This is a genomic window from Enterobacter sp. T2, from assembly GCF_010692925.1.
GTDB lineage: Bacteria > Pseudomonadota > Gammaproteobacteria > Enterobacterales > Enterobacteriaceae > Enterobacter > Enterobacter kobei.
Window position 1 is genome coordinate 2235128 of the sequence record NZ_CP048736.1, and the last position, 25455, is coordinate 2260582.

General features: G+C 59.1%; 5 protein-coding genes and 2 pseudogenes. 5 read left to right on the top strand and 2 right to left on the bottom strand.

The annotated features are described in order from the left end of the window. Window positions 1–2: 2 nt before the first annotated feature. On the bottom strand, window positions 3–746 hold the full coding sequence (locus G0034_RS10835) for a DeoR/GlpR family DNA-binding transcription regulator (RefSeq protein ID WP_069602069.1): 744 nt from the start codon (window positions 744–746) through the stop codon (window positions 3–5). Window positions 747–1483: 737 nt separating this feature from the next. Here G0034_RS10835 and G0034_RS10840 point away from each other — a divergent pair. From G0034_RS10840 to G0034_RS10855, 5 genes and pseudogenes are all read left to right on the top strand, one after another. Continuing rightward, window positions 1484–2821 (top strand): TolC family outer membrane protein, encoded by a 1338-nt coding sequence (locus G0034_RS10840; RefSeq protein ID WP_179120852.1) that lies wholly within the window; start codon window positions 1484–1486, stop codon window positions 2819–2821. A 121-nt stretch (window positions 2822–2942) separates the two neighbouring features. Next, window positions 2943–3287 (top strand): annotated as a pseudogene (locus G0034_RS23635) (BapA/Bap/LapF family prefix-like domain-containing protein); the annotation flags it as partial. A gap of 192 nt (window positions 3288–3479) precedes the next feature. Continuing rightward, window positions 3480–20948 (top strand): annotated as a pseudogene (locus tag G0034_RS10845) (Ig-like domain-containing protein); the annotation flags it as partial. Between the two features lie 72 nt (window positions 20949–21020). Then, window positions 21021–23201, top strand: a complete 2181-nt coding sequence (locus G0034_RS10850; RefSeq protein ID WP_014883769.1) for a type I secretion system permease/ATPase — start codon at window positions 21021–21023, stop codon at window positions 23199–23201. Further along, a complete protein-coding gene (locus G0034_RS10855; RefSeq protein WP_047027368.1) occupies window positions 23198–24373 on the top strand; it encodes an HlyD family type I secretion periplasmic adaptor subunit in 1176 nt (391 codons plus the stop codon). The genes G0034_RS10850 and G0034_RS10855 overlap by 4 nt, the downstream gene beginning before the upstream one ends. Window positions 24374–24408: 35 nt before the next feature. Here G0034_RS10855 and G0034_RS10860 read toward each other — a convergent pair whose 3' ends face one another. Beyond that, a complete protein-coding gene (locus G0034_RS10860) occupies window positions 24409–25293 on the bottom strand; it encodes a hypothetical protein (RefSeq protein WP_032629235.1) in 885 nt (294 codons plus the stop codon). Window positions 25294–25455 lie beyond the last annotated feature (162 nt).

Genomic DNA, 25455 nt, shown 5'->3' on the forward strand with positions numbered 1-25455 from the left:
CGTTATTGCGCGCATACGGTGACCTGTAATGCGCCAGGGTCCCCAAGCTCAGGCCAGGGACGATCTAAAAAGAGTTGATGAATGTCGGATAACCCCGAAACCAGATACGGTTCACAGCGGTTAACTTTCAGATGGTCGGCCACGATCCAGTGTTCATGGCTTGCAGCGAGCATCGCACGTTTCACCTCAGCATCGGCCTCTTTACCGGCACTCAGGCCGAGTTCGGCATGAATGGCGCACGCCCCAAGAATGGCGATATCTGCCCGATAGCGGGAGAGCAACGACAACGTGGCGCTTCCGGCAAACAGGCGCTGTTTCGGGTCCCATTTCCCGCCGAGCAGGATCAGATCAATGTCTTCCCGGTCGCTAAAATGCTGGGCGATGTCCAGCGAAGTGGTGATCACGGTGTGAGGCCCCTGAAGAAAGATCGCGACGGCCATCACCGTGCTGCCGGCATCCAGAAAGAGGGTAGAACCGGCTGGAACCGCCTGCGCGACCTGTTTCCCCAGGCGTTGCTTGGTTTCAGGCAGCAGCGTGTTGCGGCCCTGACGATTCATGGCGGAAAGATTAAGGGCGATAGCGCCACCGTGGTTCTTCTGGGCAAGCCCCTGATTTTCCAGGTCGGTGAGATCCCGACGGATGGTATCTGCTGAAACCTGCAGCTTTTCTGCCAGCTCAGTAATGCTGGCCTGACCTTGATCGCTCAAAATATCAAGGACATAACGTTGACGTGCGGTCTTGTGCATGGATGCACTCCTGCAAAATGTCGCAATAATTCGCATAATACAGCATTTCTGCGCAGAGGGAAGCAGGGGAATGGGTAAGCGGTCGGGAGGTGCAGTCATTCCGGTAGGTGATTATTACATTTGTATTAAGCAGATATCATTAAGCCGTTTTGAATGTTAACCACAGTGTTATTGTTATGTTTTATTTAATGATTTGGGTTATGTAACCATTATACTACCATTGATTAGAATAAATCTCTGCGAATAATATTTATAATGGCGTTTAATCTCTTACTTTAGTTTTTTAATGGATTTTTATTTTGGCGTGAGGTCGGCAATGACTTAAATTGACACTTCTTTGAAAATCTTTGTGTCTGACGCTCCTGGAAATTAACGCAAAAATGTACAGAGAGTGAATTAGGAATTTTCCTTAAATAACAGAGGGTTTATATGTTTCATTTGAAATGCCTTTTTTATACTTTTGTCCAGAAACCCCATCTTTTTTCTTATTTGTAACACCACATTAACATTGTGGGTGTAGTGGCCTATACCACATTTTGTTATGCTGCAAATCAGTTTAAGAAATAAGTAAATTCTTAATTGAAATAAGACGACGGACTTTCTCACTTCCAATGGAAATGGGTATGGGGGAGTTTTACCTGAAATTCAGTGAGGACGCTAAAGAAGATATTTGTCTAATTATCTATACCTCTTTTTGGGTAATTGCCTGAGTTTGGCTCAGAGTCAGGGAGATAAAAATGACGATATTGCGAAAGCCTATGTTACGCCGATTTACAACAGCACTGGCATTAATTTCATTCGCCATAAATACGGCTTATGCCAATAGTCACCAGGCAGGGATTGCCGCAGTGGCAAAGACGACCTTAAAAGAAAGTATTCTTTTTGCTATCGATCGCGATCCCTCAATTAGTCAGCAGGCCGCGCAATTAGGTATTGGTCAGGCGCAAATAGATGAAGCGCGTAGCGGCTGGATGCCACAAATCGCGTTGAACGGGAGCACGGGTCATAGCCAGACCACCGATTCCAGCGGATCGCTGAAGAATTCTGCGGCCTGGGGGATTAGCCTGACCCAGCTGCTGTACGATTTCGGGAAAACCAATAACAGCATCAGCCAGTCTTCCGCCCAGCGCGATAGTTACCGCTACCAGCTGATGAGTACGCTCTCTGATGTGGCGGAGAAAACGGCACTCAGCTACGTGGAAGTTAAACGCTATTCCGATCTGCTCCAGGCGGCAAAGGACAACGTTCAGGCGCTTAAAAATGTTGAGCAACTGGCAAAACTGCGTGCGGATGCAGGGGTGAGCTCCACTTCCGATGAACTGCAGACCCGCACGCGTATTGCTGGCATGCAGGCAACGGTCGCGCAGAATAACGCCGCCTTAAACAGCGCCCGCGCAAGGCTTGCGGTCTTAACCGGGATGCAGGCTGACGCTTATTCGCCCGTGCCTGCGAACCTCGCCGTTGAGCCTGATTCGCTTAACCGCATTGATTATTCCTTGATACCCACGGTGTTAGCGGCGCAGAACCGGGAGCGTTCGGCCCAGTACGGCGTGGAAACGGCGAAGTCCCAGCACTGGCCGACCTTAAGCCTGAAGGGGGGGCGTACCCGTTATGAGTCGGACAACCGTTCTTACTGGGACGACCAGATCCAGCTCAATATTGATGCACCGCTTTATCAGGGCGGCGCGGTCTCCGCACGTGTGCGTCAGGCAGAAGGCGCACGGGCTATGGCCTCTTCTATGGTTGATCAGGCGCGCTTCGATGTTCTGCAAAAAGCCTCCGTTGCGCAGGCTGACTGGACCGGTGCACGGGGAAGAATGGAAGCCGGTAAGCTGCAGCTGGAAAATGCACTGCGTGCCCGTGATGTTTATAAAAATGAATACACCCTGAGCAAGCGGAGCATTAATGATTTGCTCAGCGTTGAGCAGGATGTCTGGCAGGCCACGTCGGCAAAAATAATCGCTGAGTATGATGGGTGGAGTTCGGCAATTAATTATGCTTCCGCGGTTGATAATTTAATGTCGCTTATTGGAATAGAGAAAAACGCTGCCGCAAAATTACCCGATTTGAGTTAAAAAAAGACGCGCATAGCTGCGCAAAATAAGACTGAAAATAATGGGTGTTTTTTCCCAGGGATAGCTACATCCATCTGGTGGACATATCCACAGGAATCCGCACACCTGCAAGGAGAAGAATATGAGTAACGTAAAGGTTGTTGATGTCATCATTCGCAAAACGGCAGAAAAAACGAAATTAACCGGAGACGGAAATCTCTCGGTATCCATTTCATCGCCGAGTGTGATTGAAATCCAGGGCTCAGCTCAGGATGTGGTGCGTTATGTCCGCCAGGGTAAAGACCTTCTCATTTATATGAAAGATGGCAGCGTTATTCGCTGTAATAACTATTTTGTCGAAGATCCTGAAACCCATCATCAGTCAGAGCTGGTATTCAACGATCATCAGGAACTGACGCATATTTCTTTTGCCGATGCCGGGGAAGCGTCTGGCGCTGCTGTCACTGAGTTAACCGCCCAGGCCACACCCATTAGCAGCATTGAACCTTTCCTTGAGCAGGAAAGTGTCCTGAGCGATGCGCCGTGGGGCTGGATTGCGGGTGCTGCCCTGGGCGGTGGCGCCATCGGGGCGCTGCTGGCCAACGGCGGTGACGGCGAAACGAAAACGAAAGTCATTGATAACACCAAAGAAGTGGAAAGTGCCACGCCGACCTTTTTGCTGTCGGACAAGGTGGGTGACAAGCAGGGTGTGCTGAGCGCGAACGCGATCACGGACGATAACACCCCGACCTTTAGCGGTAGCGGCCAACCGGGCGCGACCATTCAGATCAAAGACAGCAGCGGAAGCACCATTGCCAGCGCGATGGTGGGTAAAGACGGCACCTGGACGGTAAAACTCCCGACCCAGTCTGACGGAGAGCATACGTGGTCGGTCGTGCAGATCGACGGCAGCAAAACCACCTCTGCAGGCAGCATCACGGTAACCGTCTCCACGGCCGAGGCCTCGATTACGCTGGCGACAACGGCGGGTGACAACGTGATAAACGCCAGCGAGCAGTCTGCCGGTTTTACGCTGTCCGGCAGCAGCCAGCATCTGGCGAAGGGAACCGACGTTTCCGTGACGCTGAACGGTAAAACCTACACGGCGGAAGTGGGGGCCAACGGCGCGTGGAGCGTAAAAGTGCCAGCGGCAGACGCGCAGGCGCTGGGCGATGGCACCTGGACGGTCAACGTGAGCGGCAAAGACGCGGCGGGGAATACCGTGAGCGGAAGCCAGACGATTGGCGTGGATACCGCTGCGCCAACGCTCTCTGTCGATACGCTCGCGCAGGACAATATCATCAATGCCGCCGAGCACAACCAGCCGCTGACGCTGACCGGTAAAACCAACGCGGAAGCCGGACAAATTGTGACGGTAACGCTGAACGGCAAAAACTATAACGCCACGGTGGGCAGCGATGGCACCTGGTCCGTCACACTTGCCGCCAGCGAGGTGCAGGCTCTCAGTGAGGGCAACCACACCCTGACGGTGAACGTCAGTGACAAAGCGGGTAACGGTACATCAGCGACGGCAGATTTCTCGGTTCATACTGCGGCGCCGGTCATTACCATTCACACCGTGGCGGGCGATGATATTCTCAATACCAGCGAGCAGGACCAGGCACAGATTATCTCCGGCCAGGCGAGCGGTGCCGCCGCAGGCGATGTGGTGACCGTGACCGTGGGCGGTAAGACCTTCACCGGCGTGGTGCTGGCAGACGGCAGCTGGAGCGTAGGCGTCCCGGCGTCCGTTGTGGGTGCGCTGGGAGAAGGCCACCACACCCTTTCGGTGTCCGTGACCAATGCGGCAGGCAACACCAGCAGCGCCACGCACGGCATCACGCTGAGCGGCAACCCGCCGGAATTCACGATTGACGCCATCAGCCAGGATAACGTGCTGAATGCCCAGGAGGCGATGCAGCCGCTGAGCCTGTCCGGCACCAGCAATCTGCCTGACGGCAGCGCCATCACCGTCACGCTGAATAACGTGAATTATCCGGCCACCGTCGAAAACGGTATCTGGTCCATCCAGGTGCCGGTTTCCGACGTGTTGAATCTGGCGAACACGCTTTACACCGTTACCGTTAGCGGCACCGACAGCGTGGGCAACAGCGGTTCTGCCGAAGCGAATCTGCTGGTGGATACCGTGCTGCCGCAGGTCATTATCAACACCTTTGCAGGCGACAACCTGGTCAATAACGCCGAAGCGGGCGTGGATCAAACCCTCAGCGGTCGCGTTACCGGCGCGGCGGCGGGCGATACGGTGTCTGTTACCGTGGGCGGTAAGAGCTACAGCGCCACGGTAGGCAGCGATCTCACCTGGAGCGTCACCATTCCGTCGGCGGATCTTCAGGCGTTCGGCGATGGTGATTTAACCTTCACCGCATCGGTAACCAACGGGCACGGTAATACCGGCACCGGCGAGCGTGATATCAACATCAACGCTCAGCTGCCGGGTCTGCGCGTGAACACCATTTCCGGCGATGACGTGATCAACGCCATCGAACAGCAGCACGATCTGACCGTCACCGGTGCCAGCACCCATCTGGCTGCGGGCACACAGATTGTCGTTACCATCAATAACGTCGAGTACGTCACCGCGGTTAACGCCAGCGGCAACTGGCAGATTGGCGTTCCGGCGGCGGATCTTCAGGCCTGGACGGCGGGAGAGGTGACGGTCAACGTCAGCGCGAAAGATGCCTGGAACAACACCGTTTCGGCAGAACACCCGATTGAACTCGACCTCAACGCCGTGGCGGTCACCATTGATACCGTCTCCAGCGATGACATGCTCAACGCGACAGAAAAAGGCAGCGATTTAACCCTGTCCGGCCAGACGCAGGGCGTGGAAGCGGGGCAGACCGTGGTGGTGAAATTCGCCGACCAGACCTTCACCGCCCAGGTGCAGCAGGATGGCTCCTGGAGCCTGACCGTACCGGCCAGCGCGATGGACACGCTGATCGACGGTCGCGCACAGGTGAGCGTCAGCGTCACCAACATCAACGGTAACACTGCCGACGCGTCGCGCGTGGTCACGGTGGATACCCTGCCGCCAGCGATTACCCTCGATAACCTGACCGCGGATAACATCATTAATGCGGCCGAAGCGCAGCAGGATTTAGTCTTAAGCGGCAGCAGCACGGCAGAATCGGGCCAGACGGTCACCGTAACGCTGAACGGCAAAACGTACCAGACCACGGTCCAGACGGACGGTACCTGGCAGTTGAGCGTTCCGGCGGCTGACGTTGGCGCTCTGGCCGACGGTATCGTGACCGTGACGGCCAGCGTGAGCGACGTGGCGGGTAACACCAGCAGCGCCGATCGCGTCGGTCTGGTAGACGCAACCGTGCCGCAGGTGACCATCAACGACTTTGTCACCGCCACCAACACCATTAACCAGCTTGCCCATTCTCAGGCGCAGATCCTGAGCGGCTCCGTGACCGGCGCGGCAGCGGGCGACCGGGTGACCATCACCATCAACAATGTGGATTACACCACCGTGGTGGATGCGGCGGGCAACTGGAGCCTCGGTCTGCCAGCGTCCGTGGTGCAGGGGCTGGCCGACGGTACCTGGACCATCGACGTCTCCGTGACCGACAGGTCCGGTAATACCGGAAGCAGTTCGCTGGATGTGGTGGTGAATACCGTGACGCCGGTCATCGGTATTAATACCCTGGCAGCAGATGACGTGATCAATGCGACCGAGAAAGGTCAGGATCTGCAACTCTCGGGTACCAGCAACCAGCCGGAAGGAACCCGTATCACCGTCACCCTGAACGGCATCGACTACACGGCTATTGCCGATGCCAGCGGTAACTGGAGCGTCACCGTACCGGCGACGGCGGTAGGTGCGCTGGGCGAAGCGCATTACACCGTGACGGCGAACGTGACCGACAGCGTGGGCAACAGCGCCTCTGCAAGTCACGATGTGCTGGTGGACAGTTCGCTGCCGGTTGTGACGATCAATACCCTGGCGGGCGATAATATCGTTAACGCCGCGGAGGTTGCGGCAGGGCAAACCCTGACCGGTAAAGTGGCTCACGCGGCGCCAGGTGACACTGTCACTATTATCCTTGGCGGCCAGACATACACGGCCACCGTGCAGGACGATCTCACCTGGAGCCTGCCGTTAAGCGAGGGCCAGTTAACCGCGCTCGGCAATGGCGATTTGACGCTGTCAGCCAGCGTCACCAACGCCCACGGTAATACCGGCTCATCCTCTCTGGACTTCACCATCGACGCCCAGCTTCCTGGGCTGCGTATTGACACCGTGGCGGGCGATGACGTGATTAACATCATCGAACACGGTCAAAACCTGATTGTGTCCGGCTCCAGCACCGATCTGGCGGCGGGCAGCACCGTCACGGTAACCATTAACGGCAGCAACTATTTCGCCACCGTGCTGGCGGACGGCACCTGGAAGGCGGCGATCCCGGCCGCGGATGTGTCGCAGTGGGCGGACGGTTCGCTCGATATCAAGGCAAGCGCACAGGATACCTCCGGCAACCCGGTGAATATTGGCACCGTTGTGGATGTCGATCTCGCGCCTGTCGCCATCACTATCAGCAGCGTGACCGACGATAATGTGCTCAACGCGGCGGAAAAAGGTCAGGATCTGCTGCTTTCCGGCACCACCTCCAATGTGGAAGCGGGTCAGACCGTGACCATTACCTTTGCGGGTAAAACCTGGACCACGACCGTGGATGCCAACGGCGACTGGACGTATACCGTACCGGCAGCCGATCTGAGCGGCCTGAAAGACGGCGACGCCAGCGTGCAGGTTAACGTCACCAACGCGAACGGCAACGCGGCATCGTCCGCGCAGGAATTCAGCGTCGATACCACCGCGCCGACGGTCAGCATCAACACCATCAGCAATGACAATATGCTCAACGCGGCAGAGGCGGCGCAGGATTTGACCCTGAGCGGCTCCACCACGGCCGAAGCCGGCCAGACGGTGACGGTCTCGTTCAACGGCAAGCAGTACACCGCGCAGGTGCAGGCGGACGGCAGCTGGACACTCAACGTGCCGGCGGCGGATCTGGCAGGCATCAGCGACGGTAACGCCACGGTCACGGCATCGGTTTCCGATAAAGCCGGTAACCCGACAAGCGCGGATGCCTCCGTTCTGGTGGATACCACCGTGCCACAGATTAGCTTCAACATCGTCGCGGGCGATGACATCGTGAACATTGCTGAGCACGGTCAGGCGCTGATCGTCTCCGGTAAGGTGACGGGCGCGCAGGCGGGCGATGTCATCACGGTGACCCTGAACGGGAAAGACTACACCGCAATGCTGGATGCGTCCGGGAGCTGGAGCGTGGGCGTTCCGGCAACGGACGTGGGCGCGCTGGTGAACGGCAACCAGACGATCGCGGCGACACTCACCGATAAAGCGGGTAACAGCAACACCGCAACGCATGACGTTGAGGTCTCCCTGACCGCGCCGGTGATTGCCATCAATACCCTGGCGGTTGACGACGTGATCAACGCGGCCGAAAAAGGCCAGGACCTGCTGGTTTCCGGCAGCAGTAACCAGCCGGACGGCACCACCATTACGGTGACCCTGAACGGCATCAGTTACACCGCCATCACGGACGCCAGCGGCAACTGGAGCGTCACCGTACCGGCGGCAAACGTCTCGGCGCTGGGCGAAGCGAGCTACGCCGTGACGGCAAACGTGACCGACGCGGCAGGCAATAGCGCAAGTACCAGCCACAGCGTTGTGGTCGACAGCGCGCTCCCGGTGGTGACCATTAACCCTGTCGCCACGGATGATGTGATTAATGCGGCAGAGGTCGCCGCAGGCCAGACCCTGAGCGGGAAAGTGAGCGGGGCAGCGATCGGTGACACTGTCACTATTTCCATCGGTGGCAATATCTACACCGCCACGGTACAGGACGACCTGAGCTGGTCGGTCAACGTGCCGTCCACGGTCTTAACCGCCATCGGTAACGGCGATCTGACGGTGTCCGCCAGCGTTACCAACGGCCATGGCAATACCGGCACCGGCGAGCGCGACATCACCATCGATGCCAGCCTGCCCGGTCTGCGCGTCGATACCGTCGCGGGCGACGATGTGATTAACAGCATCGAACATGCGCAAAACCTGATTATCACCGGGTCAAGCGATGGCCTGGCAGCCGGTTCGGCACTCACGGTAACCGTCAACGGAAAAACCTACGCGGCAACCGTGCTGGCAGACGGCACCTGGGCGGCGGCGATCCCGGCGGCAGACGTTAGCGCGCTGGGCGCAGGCACGGTCACCGTAACGGTTAACGGCCAGAGCACGGCGGGCACGCCGGTCACCATCAGCCACGACGTGAAGGTAGATTTGGCCGCAGTCGCCATCAGCATTAATCCGATTGCCACCGACGACGTGATTAACGCGACGGAAAAAGGCGCGGACCTGGTCCTGTCCGGCTCCACCACCAATGTGGAAGCTAACCAGACCGTCACCATCACCTTCGGCGGCAAGTCGTACACCGCGACGGTCGATGCCAGCGGCAACTGGACGACCACCGTACCGTCTGCCGATTTGGGCAGCCTGAAAGACGGCGACGCCAGCGTACAGGTGAGCGTGACCAACGTGAACGGCAACAGCGCGTCAGCTGGCCGTGAGTACAGCGTGGACGCGACGGCGCCGACGGTCTCGATTGACATCATCAGCGACAACAACATCATCAATGCGGCCGAAGCGCAGCAGGATCTGGTCATTAATGGCGTGACCAACGCCGAAGCGGGCCAGACGGTGACGGTCACGCTGAACGGTAAAGACTACACCACCACCGTAGCGGCAAACGGCAGCTGGAGCGTAACCGTGCCGTCTGCGGATCTGGGCGCGATTGCTGACGGTAACTACACCGTCAGCGCCGCCGTCGCGGATAAAGCGGGCAACCCGGCCTCTGCCGATCGCGACGTGCTGGTTGATACCACCGTTCCACAGCTGACCATCCACACCGTATCCGACGACGATGTGATCAACAGCGCCGAACATGCGCAGGCGCTGATTGTCACCGGTTCTGTGACCGGCGCGGCGGCGGGGGATGTGGTCACCGTGACGATCAACAACAAATCGTACACAGCCACTCTGGATGCCTCCGGCAACTGGAGCGTGGGCGTACCGGCGGCGGATGTGACCGCGTTGACCGCGGGAGATTACACCATCACCGCGGCGCTGACCGATAAAGCGGGCAACAGTAACAGCACCACACACAGCGTGGAGGTAAACCTGAGCGCGCCGGTGCTGACCATTGACACTGTTTCCGGTGACGATGTGATCAACAGTTCAGAGAAAACCCAGGATCTGACGATCTCCGGTACGGCTTCCGGCCTGGCGGCAGGCGCGGCGGTGACCGTGATGCTCAACGGCAAAGCGTACGGCGCAACGGTGGACGCTAACGGTAAATGGACGACCACGGTTCCGGCGGATCAGGTTGGTCAACTGGGTGAAGCGCTTTACACCGTTACCGCGTCAGCAACGGACGGCGTTGGCAACAGCACCAGTACCTCTCATACCGTGAATGTCGAATCCATTCTGCCGGGTGTCATTATCAACACCGTGGCGGGCGATGACGTCATTAACGCGGCTGAACTGGCGGCAGGCCAGAGCATCAGCGGCTCGGTAGTCAATGCCGAAGCAGGCAACACGGTTACCGTGACACTCGGAGGCAAAACGTATACCGCGACGGTCCAGAGCGATCTCACCTGGTCCATTAACGTGACGCAAGCCGAACTGACAGCGCTGGGCAACGGCGAGTTGACCGTATCTGCCAGCGTAACCAACGGCGTGGGTAACAGCGGCTCCGCTGAGCGCGATATCACTATCGACGCTAACCTGCCTGGGCTGCGCGTCGATACCGTCGCGGGCGACGATGTGATCAACAGCATCGAACATAATCAAAACCTGATGATTACGGGTACAAGCGACGGGCTGACGGCGGGCACGGCGCTGACCGTCACTGTGAACAATAAAACCTACCCGGCGACCGTCCTGGCTGACGGCACCTGGAGTGCGGCGATCCCGGCGGCGGACGTGGGTGCCCTGGCGGCAGGCACGGTGACCGTTACCGTGGCAGGCCAGAACGGTGCGGGTAATCCGGTTTCCATTAATCACGATGTGACGGTGGACCTGGCGACCGTTGCCATCAGCATTGATACCATCGCCTCAGACGATGTGATTAACGCGGCCGAGAAGGGCGCGGATCTGGTGCTCTCCGGCACCACCTCGAACGTGGAAGCAAACCAGACCGTCACCATTACCTTTGGCGGCAAGAATTATACCGCCACGGTGGATGCTGAGGGTAAATGGACCGCCACGGTGCCAGCGGGCGATCTGGCAGGTCTGAAAGACGGCGACGCCAGCGTACAGGTGAGCGTCACTAACGTGAACGGCAACAGCGCGTCGGCGGGCCGAGAGTACAGCGTGGACGCCACCGCGCCGTCCGTGATCCTCAACACGATCGCGGGTGACGACATTCTGAATGCGGCCGAAGCGAAGAGTGACCTGATCGTGTCCGGCACCAGCACCGCCGAAGCGGGCCAGACGGTCACCGTGTCGCTGAACGGTAAAGACTACACCGCAACCGTCAGCGCGGACGGCAGCTGGACGCTGAACGTTCCGGCGGCGGATGTTGCGGCGCTCGGCGACGGCAGCGTGACCGTGACCGCGAGCGTGAGCGACAAAGCGGGTAACCCTGCTTCCGTTGACCATAACCTGACGGTAGATATCACCGTGCCAGCGGTCACCATCAACACCGTGGCGGGCGACGACGTGATTAACATCCCGGAGCATTCTCAGGCGCAGATTATCAGCGGTTCCGCCACCGGGGCGGCAGCGGGCGATAAGGTCACCGTTACCCTCGGCGGCCAGACGTACATCACCGTGCTGGACGCGGCGGGCAACTGGAGCGTGGGCGTACCGGCGAGCGTGATTTCCGGCCTTAGCGACGGCACCGTAACCGTCACGGCGTCAGTCACCGATGCCGCAGGCAATACTGGCACCGGTAGCCATAACGTGACCGTCGATACCGGCCTGCCGTCGGTCGGCTTCAACACCCTCAGCGGCGACAACGTGCTGAACGCGGTGGAGAAAGGCCAGGACCTGAGCGTCGGCGGCACCAGCGCCAACCTGGCAGAAGGCACCGTGGTCACCGTGACCCTGAACGGCAAGCAGTACACCGCCACCACGGCGGCGGACGGCAACTGGAGCCTGACGGTTCCGGCGGCAGATCTGGCGGGTCTCGGTCAGGCCAACTACACCCTGAGCGCGACGGCGACCAACGGCGTGGGCAACAGCGTCAGCAACACCGCAAACCTGCTGGTGGATACCGCGCTGCCGACCGTCACCATCAACACCGTGGCGGGCGATAACGTTATTAACGCGGCGGAAGTGGCGGCCGGGCAAACCCTGAGCGGTACCGTGGCGAATGCCGAAGCGGGTAACACCGTGACCATCACCCTTGGCGGCAATACCTACACCGCGACGGTACAGAACGATCTGACCTGGTCCGTAAACGTACCGTCTGACGTGCTGACCGGGCTGGGCAACGGCAGCCTGAGCGTGACGGCGACCGTGACCAACGGCCACGGCAACACCGGTTCCGGCGAACGCGAAATCGTTATAGACGCTAACCTGCCGGGCCTGCGCGTCGATACCGTCGCGGGCGACGACGTTGTCAACAGCATCGAACATGCGCAAAACCTGATCGTCACTGGATCCAGCGACGGACTGGCGGCGGGCACGGCGCTGACCGTCACCGTTAACGGCAAAGATTATGCGGCTACAGTGCTGGCGGACGGCACCTGGAGCGCGGCGATCCCGACTGCCGACGTGAGCGCGTGGCCGGAAGGCAGCGTGAAAATCAGCGTCACCGGCGACAGCGCGGCGGGTAACACGATTAGCATCAGCCACGACGTGACGGTGGATCTGGCGACCGTTGCCATCAGCATCAACGCCATCGCCACCGACGACGTGTTCAATGCGGCGGAGAAAGGGGCAGATCTGGTGCTGTCCGGTGCGACCACCAACGTGGAAGCCGGGCAGACCGTGACCCTGAGCCTGAACGGCAAGATCTACACCACTACCGTTGATGACAGCGGCAACTGGACGTATACCGTACCGTCCGCGGATCTGGCACACCTTAAGGACGGCGACGCCAGCGTACAGGTGAGCGTCACTAACGTGAACGGCAACAGCGCCTCGGCGGGCCGCGAGTACAGCGTGGACGCCACCGCGCCGTCCGTGACCATCAACACGATCGCGGGTGACGACATTCTCAATGCGGCCGAAGCGAAGAGCGATCTGACCGTGTCCGGCACCAGCACCGCCGAGGCGGGCCAGACGGTGACCGTAAGCCTGAACGGTAAAGACTATACCGCAACCGTCAGCGCGGACGGCAGCTGGACGCTGAACGTTCCGGCGGCGGATGTTGCGGCGCTTGGCGACGGCAGCGTGACCGTGACCGCGTCCGTGAGCGACAAAGCGGGTAACCCTGCTTCCGTTGACCATAACCTGACGGTAGATATCACCGTGCCAGCGGTCACCATCAACACCGTGGCGGGCGACGACGTGATTAACATCGCGGAGCATTCTCAGGCGCAGATTATCAGCGGTTCCGCCACCGGGGCGGCAGCGGGCGATAAGGTCACCGTCACCCTCGGCGGCCAGACGTACACCACCGTGCTGGACGCGGCGGGCAACTGGAGCGTGGGCGTACCGGCGAGCGTGATTTCCGGCCTCAGCGACGGCACCGTAACCGTCACGGCGTCAGTCACCGATTCCGCAGGCAATACCGGCACCGGCAGCCATAACGTGACCGTCGATACCGGCCTGCCGTCGGTCGGCTTCAACACCCTCAGCGGCGACAACGTGCTGAACGCGGTGGAGAAAGGTCAGGATCTGAGCGTCGGCGGCACCAGCGCCAACCTGGCAGAAGGCACCGTGGTCACCGTGACCCTGAACGGCAAGCAGTACACCGCCACCACGGCGGCGGACGGCAGCTGGAGCCTGACGGTTCCGGCGGCAGATCTGGCGGGTCTCGGTCAGGCCAACTACACCCTGAGCGCGACGGCGACCAACGGCGTGGGCAACAGCGTCAGCAACACCGCGAACCTGCTGGTGGATACTGCGCTGCCGACCGTCACCATCAACACCGTGGCGGGCGATAACGTTATTAACGCGGCGGAAGTGGCTTCAGGCCAGACCATCAGCGGCAGCGTGACGAACGCGGAGGCGGGCAATATCGTTACCGTGACCCTTGGCGGTAACAGCTACACCGCGACGGTGCAGAACGATCTGACCTGGTCCGTGAGCGTGCCGGAGTCTGTTCTGACCGGGCTGGGCAACGGCGATTTGACGGTGTCAGCGACCGTGACCAACGGTCACGGCAATACCGGGGCGGGCGAGCGCGAAATCGCTATAGACGCCAGTCTGCCGGGCCTGCGCGTTGATACCGTCGCGGGTGACGACGTGATCAACAGCATCGAACACGGTCAGAACCTGATCGTCACCGGTTCCAGCGACGGGCTGGCGGTGGGAACCACGCTCACCGTGACCGTCAACGGCAAAACGTATGCCGCCTCCGTGCTGGCAGACGGTACCTGGAGCGCGGCAATCCCGGCGGCAGACGTGGGTGCGCTGGCAGCAGGCACGGTCACCGTTACCGTGGCAGGCCAAAGCACCGCGGGTAACCCGGTCTCCATCAGCCACGATGTGAGCGTGGATCTGGCCGCGGTCGCCATCAGCATTGATGCGATTGCTACCGACGACGTGATTAACGCGGCGGAGAAAGGCGCGGATCTGGTGCTTTCAGGCAGCACGTCGAACGTTGAGGAAAACCAGACCGTTACCATCACCTTCGCTGGGAAGACGTACACCGCGAAAGTGGATGCCGACGGCAACTGGACGGCTACCGTGCCTTCCGCAGATCTGGCGGGCCTCAAAGACGGCGATGCCAGCGTGCAGGTGAGCGTGACTAACGTGAACGGCAATAGCGCCTCTGCGGGCCGCGAGTACAGCGTGGATGCCACCGCGCCAGCCGTCACCATTGATACGGTCGCGGGCGATAACGTGATCAACGCCAGCGAAGCGTCCGCAGGCGTGGCCATCTCCGGTACCACCACCGCGGAAGCCGGGCAGACGGTTACCGTGACGTTGGGCGGTAAGAGCTACACCGCGCAGGTGCAGCAGGGCGGTATCTGGAGCGTCAACGTGCCGGGCACCGATCTCTCCGCAATGGCGGATAACGGCTATACCGTGCAGGTCAGCGTGAGCGACGCGGCGGGTAACCCGGGCAGCGCGGGTAAAGCGATTACGCTTGATACCACGCCACCGACCGTCAGCGTTAACGTTGTGGCGGGAGATGACGTGATCAACAGCGTGGAACACGGACAGGCGCAGATCGTCAGTGGCACGGCAACCGGCGCGAACGTCGGGGATAAAGTGGTCATTACGCTGGGTTCGAACCAGTACACCACCACCGTTGACGCCAGCGGCAACTGGAGCGTGGGCGTGCCGGCCAGCGTGGTTTCCGCCCTGACCGACGGCACAGTGACGCTGAGCGCAACCATTACCGACAGCGCGGGCAACAGCAGCACCCAGACGCACGACGTGGTGGTCAACACCGCCTCCGTGGCGTTGACGGTAAATACCCTCAGCGGCGATGACGTTATCAACGCGGCAGAAGCGGGTAACGCGCTGGTGATTAATGGCTCCAGCGCCCAGTTTGCCAGCGGTACGCAGTTGACCGTGACCCTGAACGGCAAGACCTACACCGCCACGATTCAGAGCGACGGCACCTGGACGACTACCGTCCCGGCCGCCGACGTAGGCGCACTGGCCGATGGCGCGCGCTATCAGGTGTCTGTTTCGGCGCAGGACAGCGCGGGTAACAGCGCCTCGGCAACGCACGACATCAGCGTAGATACCACCGCGCCGGTGGTAAGCATTGCGACGCTGTCGGGTGACGATGTGCTGAACGCGGCAGAAGCGCAGCAGCCGCTGACGGTTCACGGTGCCTCCAGCGCCGAGGCCGGCCAGACCGTTACCGTGACGCTGGGCGGCAAAACCTATACCGCTACCGTGGCCAACGACGGCACCTGGACGCTGGACGTACCCGCGGCGGATCTGGCCGCGCTGAGCCAGGGGGCGCTGACGGTGACCGCTTCGGTCAACGACAAAGCCGGGAACAGCGGTCAGACGACGCACACCTTAACGGTGGATACCGTCGCGCCGACCGTGACCATCAGCACCGTGGCCGATGACGACATCGTTAACAATGCCGAGCAGCTGGCGGGCCAGACCATCAGCGGTACCACCACGGCGGAACAGGGCCAGACGGTGACCGTCTCCTTCAACGGGCACAGCTATCAGGCCACCGTCGGGGCAGACGGATCGTGGTCGGTCTTCGTGCCGGGCCGTGACTTCCTCGGCCTGAGTGACGGGCAGTACGCGATTACCGCCACGGTGAGTGATAAAGCGGGTAACCCGGGCAGCGCAACGCACGACGTAACGCTGAACGGTGACGTCCCAACTATCACCATCAACACCTTTGCGGATGATGACATTGTCAGCGCTGCCGAACACGGCACGCCGCTGGTCATCAGCGGCACCACCGACGCGCCTGCGGGCCAGACGGTGACCATCACACTGAACGGTAAAACCTACACGGCGACCGTTCAGAATGACGGCACCTGGCGCTATACGGTCGGAAGCGCAGACGTGACCGCGCTGGCGGACGGCGGTTCGTACGTCATTAACGCGCAGGTCAGCAACACCATCGGCAACAGCGGCAGCGATAACCACAGCGTCACCGTGGATCTTACCGCGCCGTCGATGGGCATCAGCATTGATTCTCTGCAAAACGACACTGGCCTGAGCGCGAGTGATTTCATCACCAACGACGCTCAGGTCGTGGTCAACGGCTCGCTGACCGCGCAGCTCGGCAATAACGAGAAGGCGCAGATCAGCCTCGACGGTGGGGCAACCTGGATTGACCTGACCGTGACCGGCACCACATGGCGTTATACGGACGGCCGCACCCTGACCGAAGGGACCTATCAGTATCAGGTGCGGGTGATTGATAACGCGGGCAACGTGGGGTCAACGGACAGCCAGGACGTGGTCATTGATCTGACGAAACCGGCGGCAACGACCATTACCGTGGTTTCCGTTTCCCAGGATACCGGCCTGTCCGACAGTGACTTCATCACCAGCGACAACCAGATCAGCCTGAAAGGGACGCTCGGCGCGGCGCTGGGCAGCGGTGACCACGCGCAGATCAGCCTCGACGGCGGTCTGACCTGGACCGACGTCAGCGTCAGCGGGCTGAGCTGGACGTATGTCGATGGCCGCACGCTGGCCGACGGAGATTACAACTACCAGCTGCGCGTGATTGACGACGCGGGGAATATCAGCGCCACCACCAGCCAGGTAGTGACGATTGATACCGTCGCGCCGGACGCCAGCAAAACCATCGCCATCGACCGCATCAGCGACGATACCGGCCTGAGCAGCAGCGACTTTATCACCAACGATACGTCCCTGACGCTGCACGGCTCGCTCGGCGCGACGCTGGCTGACGGCGAGTACGCCCAGATCAGCATCGACGGCGGCGTCACCTGGCAGAACGTGATTGTGACCGGCAACAGCTGGTACTACGTCGACAGCCGCACGCTCGGGAACCAGACCTATGACTACTACGTTCGCGTGGTGGATGCGGCGGGCAACGTGGGGGCCAGCGCTCATCAGCAGGTGACCGTTGATACGGTCGCCCCGGATGCGGCGATTACGGTGACCGTGGATAACATTACCGTCGACACCGGGTTTGACAACAATGACTTCCTGACCAGTTCGACCTCGTACACGCTGCACGGCACGCTTGGCGCAGAGCTGGGGGCGGGTGAGTTCGTTCAGGTGAGCATGGATGGCGGCACCACCTGGGTGTATGCCACCGTGAGCGGGACCCAGTGGAGCTACAGCGATACGCGTACCCTGACCGACGGTAGCCATAACTACCAGGTGCGGGTGATTGACCAGGCGGGTAACGTCGGGGCAACCACCTCGCAGGCGGTGACGGTGGATACTCAGGCGCCGCAGTATGGCATCACCATCGACAGCATCAGCGAAGATACCGGTCAGTCCGGGAGTGATTTCATCACGATGGACACCACGCTGACCATTAACGGCTCGCTGGGCAACGCGCTGGCAAACGACGAGCGCGTGCAGATAAGCCTCGACGGCGGGAATACCTGGTCTGACGCCACGGTCACCAACCAGCGCTGGAGCTACACCGATACCCGCGATCTGGCGGACGGCGATTACACCTACCAGGTGCGGATCATCGACCAGGCGGGCAACGTGGGATCTACCGCGTCGCAGGTGGTGACGGTGGATACCACGCCGCCAGACACGGTGGGAACGGTCGTGAGCTATACCGACGTTGAAGGGGAACGTACGGGCACCTTTGGCAGCTCGGTCGCCACTGACGATAACTCACCGGTGATCAACGGGACGCTCAACCGCGCCCCGGACGACGGCGAGATCGTCCAGCTTTACCGCGATGGCGTCTTGCTCGGCCAGGTGACCATGAACGGCAGCGCAAGCTGGTCCTTCCAGGATAACGGCCTGAGCGATGGCAATCACACCTACATTGTGCGTGTCACCGACAAGGCCGGTAACTATACGGAATCGGACGGCTTTGTGCTGAGCGTGGATACCAGCATACCGACCACCACGGCGGCGATTACCGCGCAGACCACGTCGGATACCACGCCGATCGTCAGCGGGACCGTCTCCGCCGATCTGGTGAACGGTGAGTATCTGGTGGTGACGGTGAACGGGAAAACCTACACCTCCCAGACGGGCGGTGCGGTGGTGGTCGATCCGGATCACAACACCTGGTATCTGCAGATCCCGGACAGCGATGCACTGAACGTCGCGAGCTACAGCGTGACGGCGCAGGTGAAGAGCAGCGCGGGTAACGGCAATACCACCGGGACGACCACCGGCAGTCTGGTGATTGACACCACCACGGTGAATACCGACTGGGCAACCACGGCGGGGAACAGCAACAACTCCACCATGACCCTTGGCATGAACAGCAGCGGTCTGTGGAATATCATTGCGAACGGCCAGTCTTACTCCAGCAGCGATAGCTCGACCTATGCCGGAAATACGCTGACCAACACCCGTAATTACTACGTGGTGAGCCAGACCGCCGCTGACTTTGACCGTAACGGCACGCAGGACATTTTCGCCACGGAGAACACCTACGCGGGATCCACGCAGGTGATGTGGACCTACGATGGTAGCACCTATAACGCCAGCCAGCTGGGAATGGGCACTACCATCTGGTACGGCGGCGTGATTGCGTACGACAAAACCGGTGATGGTTATCTGGATCTGGCCTACGGCGATGCGGGTGCAGACTCCATTACGTACCTGATCAACAACAACGGGGTTCTGTCGCCGGACGGCACCAACGGCGGCGCAGGTTTCTGGGGACAATTCACCACCATGCGTGAAATCTCCGGCGTTGACCTGAACAACGACGGCACGGTGGATATTGTTCAGCACACCAACCGCAGCGGCGCGTACTCGTTAACCGTAATCAACAACAACGGCAACGGCACGCTCTCTATCGGCCAGAACCTGACCAACGTGTTTGTGGTCAACGCCGCGAACACCACCACGGCGGCGTCCATGACGTGGGCAGACTTCAACGGCGATGGCTACATGGATCTGTACCTGGGCAGCAGCTACAACAACAACGGCGGGGTGATCTACTACAACGACGGCACCGGGAAGCTCTCTACCACCAAGAGCGCGGTGGAAGCCTCTAACGCGTCGGCGGGGTATCTGTCGGTGGCGGTGGACTGGAACGGTGACGGGCAGATGGACATCATCAAGCTCAGCACCTACGGCGCGTCACAAACGGCGACCCTGTTCACCAACAACGGGTACGGTTCCACCTGGACCTCCAGCCAGCTGGCGTCCGGTATCGCCTACGCTACCGGCGTGGCCGCGGTGGACTACAACTGGGACGGCGCGAAGGATCTGCTGGTATCTCAGCAGAACGGCAAGGTGGTGCTGGTTCAGAACAGCAAAACTATTGCGGACGGCACCGCGATGCATCTGCACATTGTCGATAGCGAGGGTATCAACGCTTACTACGGCAACACGGTCAACCTGTATAACGCCGCAGGCGTGCTGGTGGCCTCGCAGATCATCAACGCCCAGTCCGGTATCGGGTCGAACGATACCTCTGCGCTGGTGAGCTTCTACGGTCTGGATCCGAATGAAACCTACTCGGCAGAGATTGTGAAGATCACCAACGGTGTGTCGGATAACGTCACCTGGAGCGGTCTGTACGCGGGCAACGGCAAAGAGGGCTACGTCCTGACGGCCGAAGCGGCGACCGGCGGCCACAGCGGGACAATCACCGGGACCGGGTATAACGACACCTTCATTGCAGAAGATGGCACCTATACCTACAACGGCTCCGGCGGCTGGAATACCCATTCCGACTACGACACCTGGAGCAACACCGGTGGGATGGACGTGGTGGATTACCGCAATGCGACCTCCGGCGTGACCGTTGACCTGCGCCTTTCAACCGCACAGGACACTGGCTTTGGTACCACACGGCTGTTGAATATTGAAGGCATTAACGGTTCGGACTTCGACGATGTTATCACCGGCAACAGCGCTGATAACCGGTTCGAAGGCCGCGGCGGGAATGACACCTTCAACATCGGCAGCGGCGGTCACGATACGTTGCTCTACAAGCTGATCAACGCGTCGGATGCCACGGGCGGTAACGGTCACGATGTGGTGAACGGCTTTACCGTCGGCACCTGGGAAGGGACGGCGGACACGGACCGTATTGACCTGCGCGATCTGCTCTCAGACAGCGGCTATACCGGCACGGGCTCAGCGAGCTATGTGAACGGCGTGGCGACGCTGGACAGTAGCGCGGGCAATATCACCGATTACATCCGCGTGGTGCAAAACGGCAGCAATACCGAGATCCAGGTTGACCTGGACGGTACCGGCGGCCAGTTCTCGCCAACCACTCTGGTGACGCTGAACGGCGTGCAGACGGATCTGGCGACACTGCTGGCTAATCATCAACTGTTAATTGCGTAAAACCCTGCCGCGGGGAGCGATCCCCGCGGCCTTTTGGCATTTCTATACACGAATAGCGTTAACCCGGAGATTATGAAGACACATCCACAGTACGAACCCTGGCTGCAGGGCATGCTGATCATCGCGAAGCACTATCGGCTGGACTTTTCCGCGGAACATGTTCGGGTCACGATTAACCATGAAAGTCAGTCTCCGCGCCAGCTGGTGCTGGAGGAGATGGCGCGCCAGCTAGGGCTGGGGATGCGTGTAGTGGCGGCGGAAGCGGTCTCTCTCGATCCGTGGCGTTTACCGCTGCTGGCGGAATTCACCGGCGGACAAATCGCAGTGATTACCCGCATGGACAACGAAGGCAACGTCAGCCTGCAGTTTAGCGGAGACGGTGGCCTGGAGACGACGCTGACGCTGGAAGCGCTCGGGACACGGTTAAAAACCCTGCTGGTGCTGCGCCCGCTGGAGTCCACACCGGATGCCCGCGTGGACGATTACATTAAACCGTATGAGAAAAACTGGTTCTGGCAGCTGGCGCTGAAAGACTGGCGACGCTACAGCGACATTATGCTGGTGGCGCTGGTGGCTAACGTACTGGCTCTCTCTGGCATGGTCTTTTCCATGCAGGTGTACGACAGGGTCGTACCGTCGCAATCAGAAGCCACGCTGTGGGTGCTGTTTGGCGGCGTCATGATTGCCATTGTCTTCGAATTCGTCATGCGCATGCTGCGCGTGCATATATCTGACGTGGTGGGGAAACGCGCCGACCTGCGCATTTCAGAGCGTGTGTTTGCCCACGCGCTGCGGATTAAAAATGGCGCACGCTCCAAATCAACCGGTTCGTTTATTGCGCAGATCCGCGAGCTGGAGTCGGTGCGTGAACTCATCACCTCCACTACCATTGCGGCGATCTCCGATCTGCCGTTCTTCCTGCTGTTCGTCTTTATTCTGTGGATGATTGGCGGCCCGCTGGTGCTGGTGGTGCTTCTCGCCGTGCCGCTGTTGCTGATTCCGGGCCTGCTGGTGCAGCGTCCGCTGGGCAAACTCTCCAGCGAGGGGATGCGCGAATCTGCTATCCGTAACGCCACGCTGGTGGAGGCGGTGCAGGGCATTGAGGACATCAAGCTGATGCGCGCCGAGCAGCGTTTTCAGAACCAGTGGAATAACACCAACGATGTCGCCGCCAGCGTCGGCATGAAGCAGCGCTGGCTGACGGGCCTGCTGCTGACCTGGACCCAGGAAGTGCAGTCTATCGTCTATGCGGTAGTCCTGCTGGTGGGCTGTTATCTGGTGATCAGCGGGGATATGACCACCGGTGCGCTGGTAGGAACCTCGATTCTGGCGTCGCGCACCATCGCGCCGCTGTCGCAGATCTCAGGCGTGCTCTCCCGCTGGCAGTCGGCAAAAGTGGCCCGTAAGGGGCTGGACGACCTGATGCAGCGACCGATTGACGATCCGCAGCACGGGAAGAAGGTGCATAAAGCCCATCTGCGCGGCGACTACGTGCTGGAGGACGTCGGGTTTTACTACGATGAAGAAGAGAAACTCAGCGTGCTTAACATCAGCAAGCTACAGATCCGTGCCGGGGAGCGCGTGGCGGTGCTTGGCCGAAATGGCTCCGGCAAAAGCACGCTGCTGCAACTTCTGGCGGGCATGCAGGAGCCGCAGCAGGGCAGCATCCTGCTGGACGATATCGCGCTTAACCATCTGGACCCGGCCGATCTGCGTCGCGACATGCAGTTGCTCAGCCAGCAGGCGCGGCTGTTTTTTGGTTCAGTGCGGGACAATATACTGATGGGTAACCCACTGGCGACTGACGAAGAAATTCATCAGGCGCTGGTGAACAGCGGCGCGCTGGAGTTTGTGCGCAAGCAGAAAATGGGGCTGAACACCCTTATCAATGAAGGCGGCACGGGGCTGTCCGGCGGGCAGCGTCAGGCGCTGCTGCTGGCGCGCGCGCTGATCACTTCTCCGACGATTTTGCTGCTGGATGAGCCTACCGCCTGGCTGGATGAAGTGAGCGAGAAGCAGTTTATTCAGCATCTTCACCAGTGGCTGGGTAAGCGCCGGACGCTGGTGGTGGCCACCCATCGCCTGCCAATTCTGGACCTGGTTGACCGCATCATTGTGCTGGAAAACGGCAAGGTGGTGATGGACGGCCCGCGCGACGCGATCCTGCATCAGCACGGTATGGCGACGCCAAAAGCCGCGCAGCGCACCGTGACCATGAAAGCGGCGGCGGTTGCTGAGGAGGGTGTGGCATGAATGATTTAACCCGTTTTAATAGCCGTCTGAAAGAGCCACGCCTGCCGAAGTCGTCGCTGGTGGCATGGGCGCTGTTCGCCCTGCTGGCGGTATTTCTCGCCTGGGCGAGCCTGTTCGAGCTTGATGAAGTCACCACCGGCAGCGGCAAGGTGATTCCGTCTTCGCATGAGCAGGTGATTCAGTCCCTGGAAGGAGGCATTATTCACAGCCTGATGGTGCGCGAAGGCGACATTGTCGAACGCGGTCAGCAGCTTGCGCAGTTAGACCGGACAAAAACCGAGTCCAGCGTGCTGGAGAGTGAGTCCCGTCTGAATGCCGCGCTGGCAACGGCGGCGCGCCTGAAGGCCGAGGTCAACGACACGGCGCTGATTTTTCCCGAAGAACTGGATGACGACGTTGAGCTGGTCAAACAAGAGACGGCGCTCTATCAGTCCCGTCGCGAAAGCCTGGAAAAAGGGCTGGCCGGCCTGCGTCAGGGGGCTGAACTGGTGCAGCGTGAACTGTCGTTAACCCGTCCGCTGGTGACCCAGGGGGCGGCCAGCAAGGTGGAGGTGTTACGTCTTGAGCGTCAAAAAAATGAGCTTGAGAATAAAATCACCGAGATGAAAAACCAGTATTACGTTCGCGCCCGTGAAGAACTGGCAAAAGCCAACGCGGAAATTGAAGCTCAGCGTTCGGTGATGAAAGGGCGTGAGGATTCCCTGACCCGGCTGACCTTCAATGCGCCGGTGCGTGGCATCGTGAAGGATATTGACGTGACGACCGTGGGAGGCGTTATTCCGCCGAATGGCAAACTGATGAGCCTGGTGCCGCTGGACGATCAGATGGTGGTTGAGGCAAAAATCTCCCCGCGCGACGTGGCATTTATCCATCCCGGCCAGAAAGCGCTGGTAAAAGTGACGGCCTATGACTACTCCATTTACGGTGGGCTGGAAGGGGAAGTGACCATGATTTCACCGGATACTTTGCAGGATGAGGTGAAAAGGGATGTCTACTACTACCGCGTTTATATCCGCACCGACAGTAACCATCTGACCAATAAGCAAGGTAAGGAATTTCCGGTCTTTCCGGGGATGATTGCGACGGTGGATATCAAAACCGGCAGTAAAACCATTCTTGATTATCTGTTGAAGCCGCTCAACAAAGCGAAAGAAGCGCTGCGGGAGAGATAAGGGCAGGGCGTTCGGGGAACCGAACGCCATTTTTATTATACCGTTAATGTGACGTTGTTGGGGTGGCGTCGTTCTTTCGGTACCACGTTAATGTAATGGGTGACATACGCGAAATAGAGTCCGGCATAGTTTTCGACCAGTTCGAGAAAAGCCGGATACACCGACAGGCGACCGTCACCGCGATCTTTCAGATATCCTGCCTCTTGCGCTGTTTTGATAATCCGGTTGACGTGGATCCGCGAAACAAAGAATTCTTTCGCGAGCGTGCTGGCTGAATAATCAATCACTGCACCATGAGCAGATTTGTTTTTTATGGCCTGCAGATAAAGATAAAGCATAATCATGCGTCCGCCATCTTTATCAATAAATAATCCTACCTCGGGTAACACTTTCCTGAAGGTTAATCCCCGGAAGAGATATTCCGCTGCGCGGCGGAAAAAATTATTTCTCAATGTGTCATTATCCAGCAGGTTTACATCAATATTAAACGTCGGATAAAGAATGCTGACGGGCAAAAATGCACCGGACATATAGCGTTTAAGTTCACTCAATCCTTTTTCGGTCGGGGCTATTCGTGTTTTTCGACGGTCATCCGTACAGCGCCAGGTTCTGATGCGCCCCGTGGTTCTGAGAAGAGTAATGATCGCAATCACACTATTAGGGCTGGCTATTTTATAGCGGGAGCATAGCTCTTTAATCTCAGATACTGACTCGGCCTGATTGCCAAATATAAAACAACACATGGCGAGAATAATGTTGAACCGCGCTTCCTGAAGCATTGTCTTGTAGAACAAAGGTTGTTTTTTATAGATGGTGTCATTAATTGTGTAGTGCTCTAATATTGCCTCACCAAATCGTGGGTTGCTCTTTATAACATCCCGTCGATGTAGCAAGGCCCTGGATGAGATGTGATTATCCATAGCATTTTTCTCGTGTTTGATGAACCGATAGATGAAGTATCCAGTCTTCTTTTTCGGAATTTTCATTATACCTGAGAAACAGTGTTTTGCCGTCGTTATTTGAAAAGAAAGATATATTTACATTTGTCGACAGAAGAGAGAGTGATTAACGCAAAGATGTTC

Bases quoted from the DNA above. Each gene is read 5' to 3' on its own strand.
- G0034_RS10835 (WP_069602069.1), bottom strand. From the start codon at position 746: ATGCACAAGACCGCACGTCAACGTTATGTCCTTGATATTTTGAGCGAT.
- G0034_RS10840 (WP_179120852.1), top strand. From the start codon at position 1,484: ATGACGATATTGCGAAAGCCTATGTTACGCCGATTTACAACAGCACTG.
- G0034_RS10850 (WP_014883769.1), top strand. From the start codon at position 21,021: ATGAAGACACATCCACAGTACGAACCCTGGCTGCAGGGCATGCTGATC.
- G0034_RS10855 (WP_047027368.1), top strand. From the start codon at position 23,198: ATGAATGATTTAACCCGTTTTAATAGCCGTCTGAAAGAGCCACGCCTG.
- G0034_RS10860 (WP_032629235.1), bottom strand. From the start codon at position 25,293: ATGGATAATCACATCTCATCCAGGGCCTTGCTACATCGACGGGATGTT.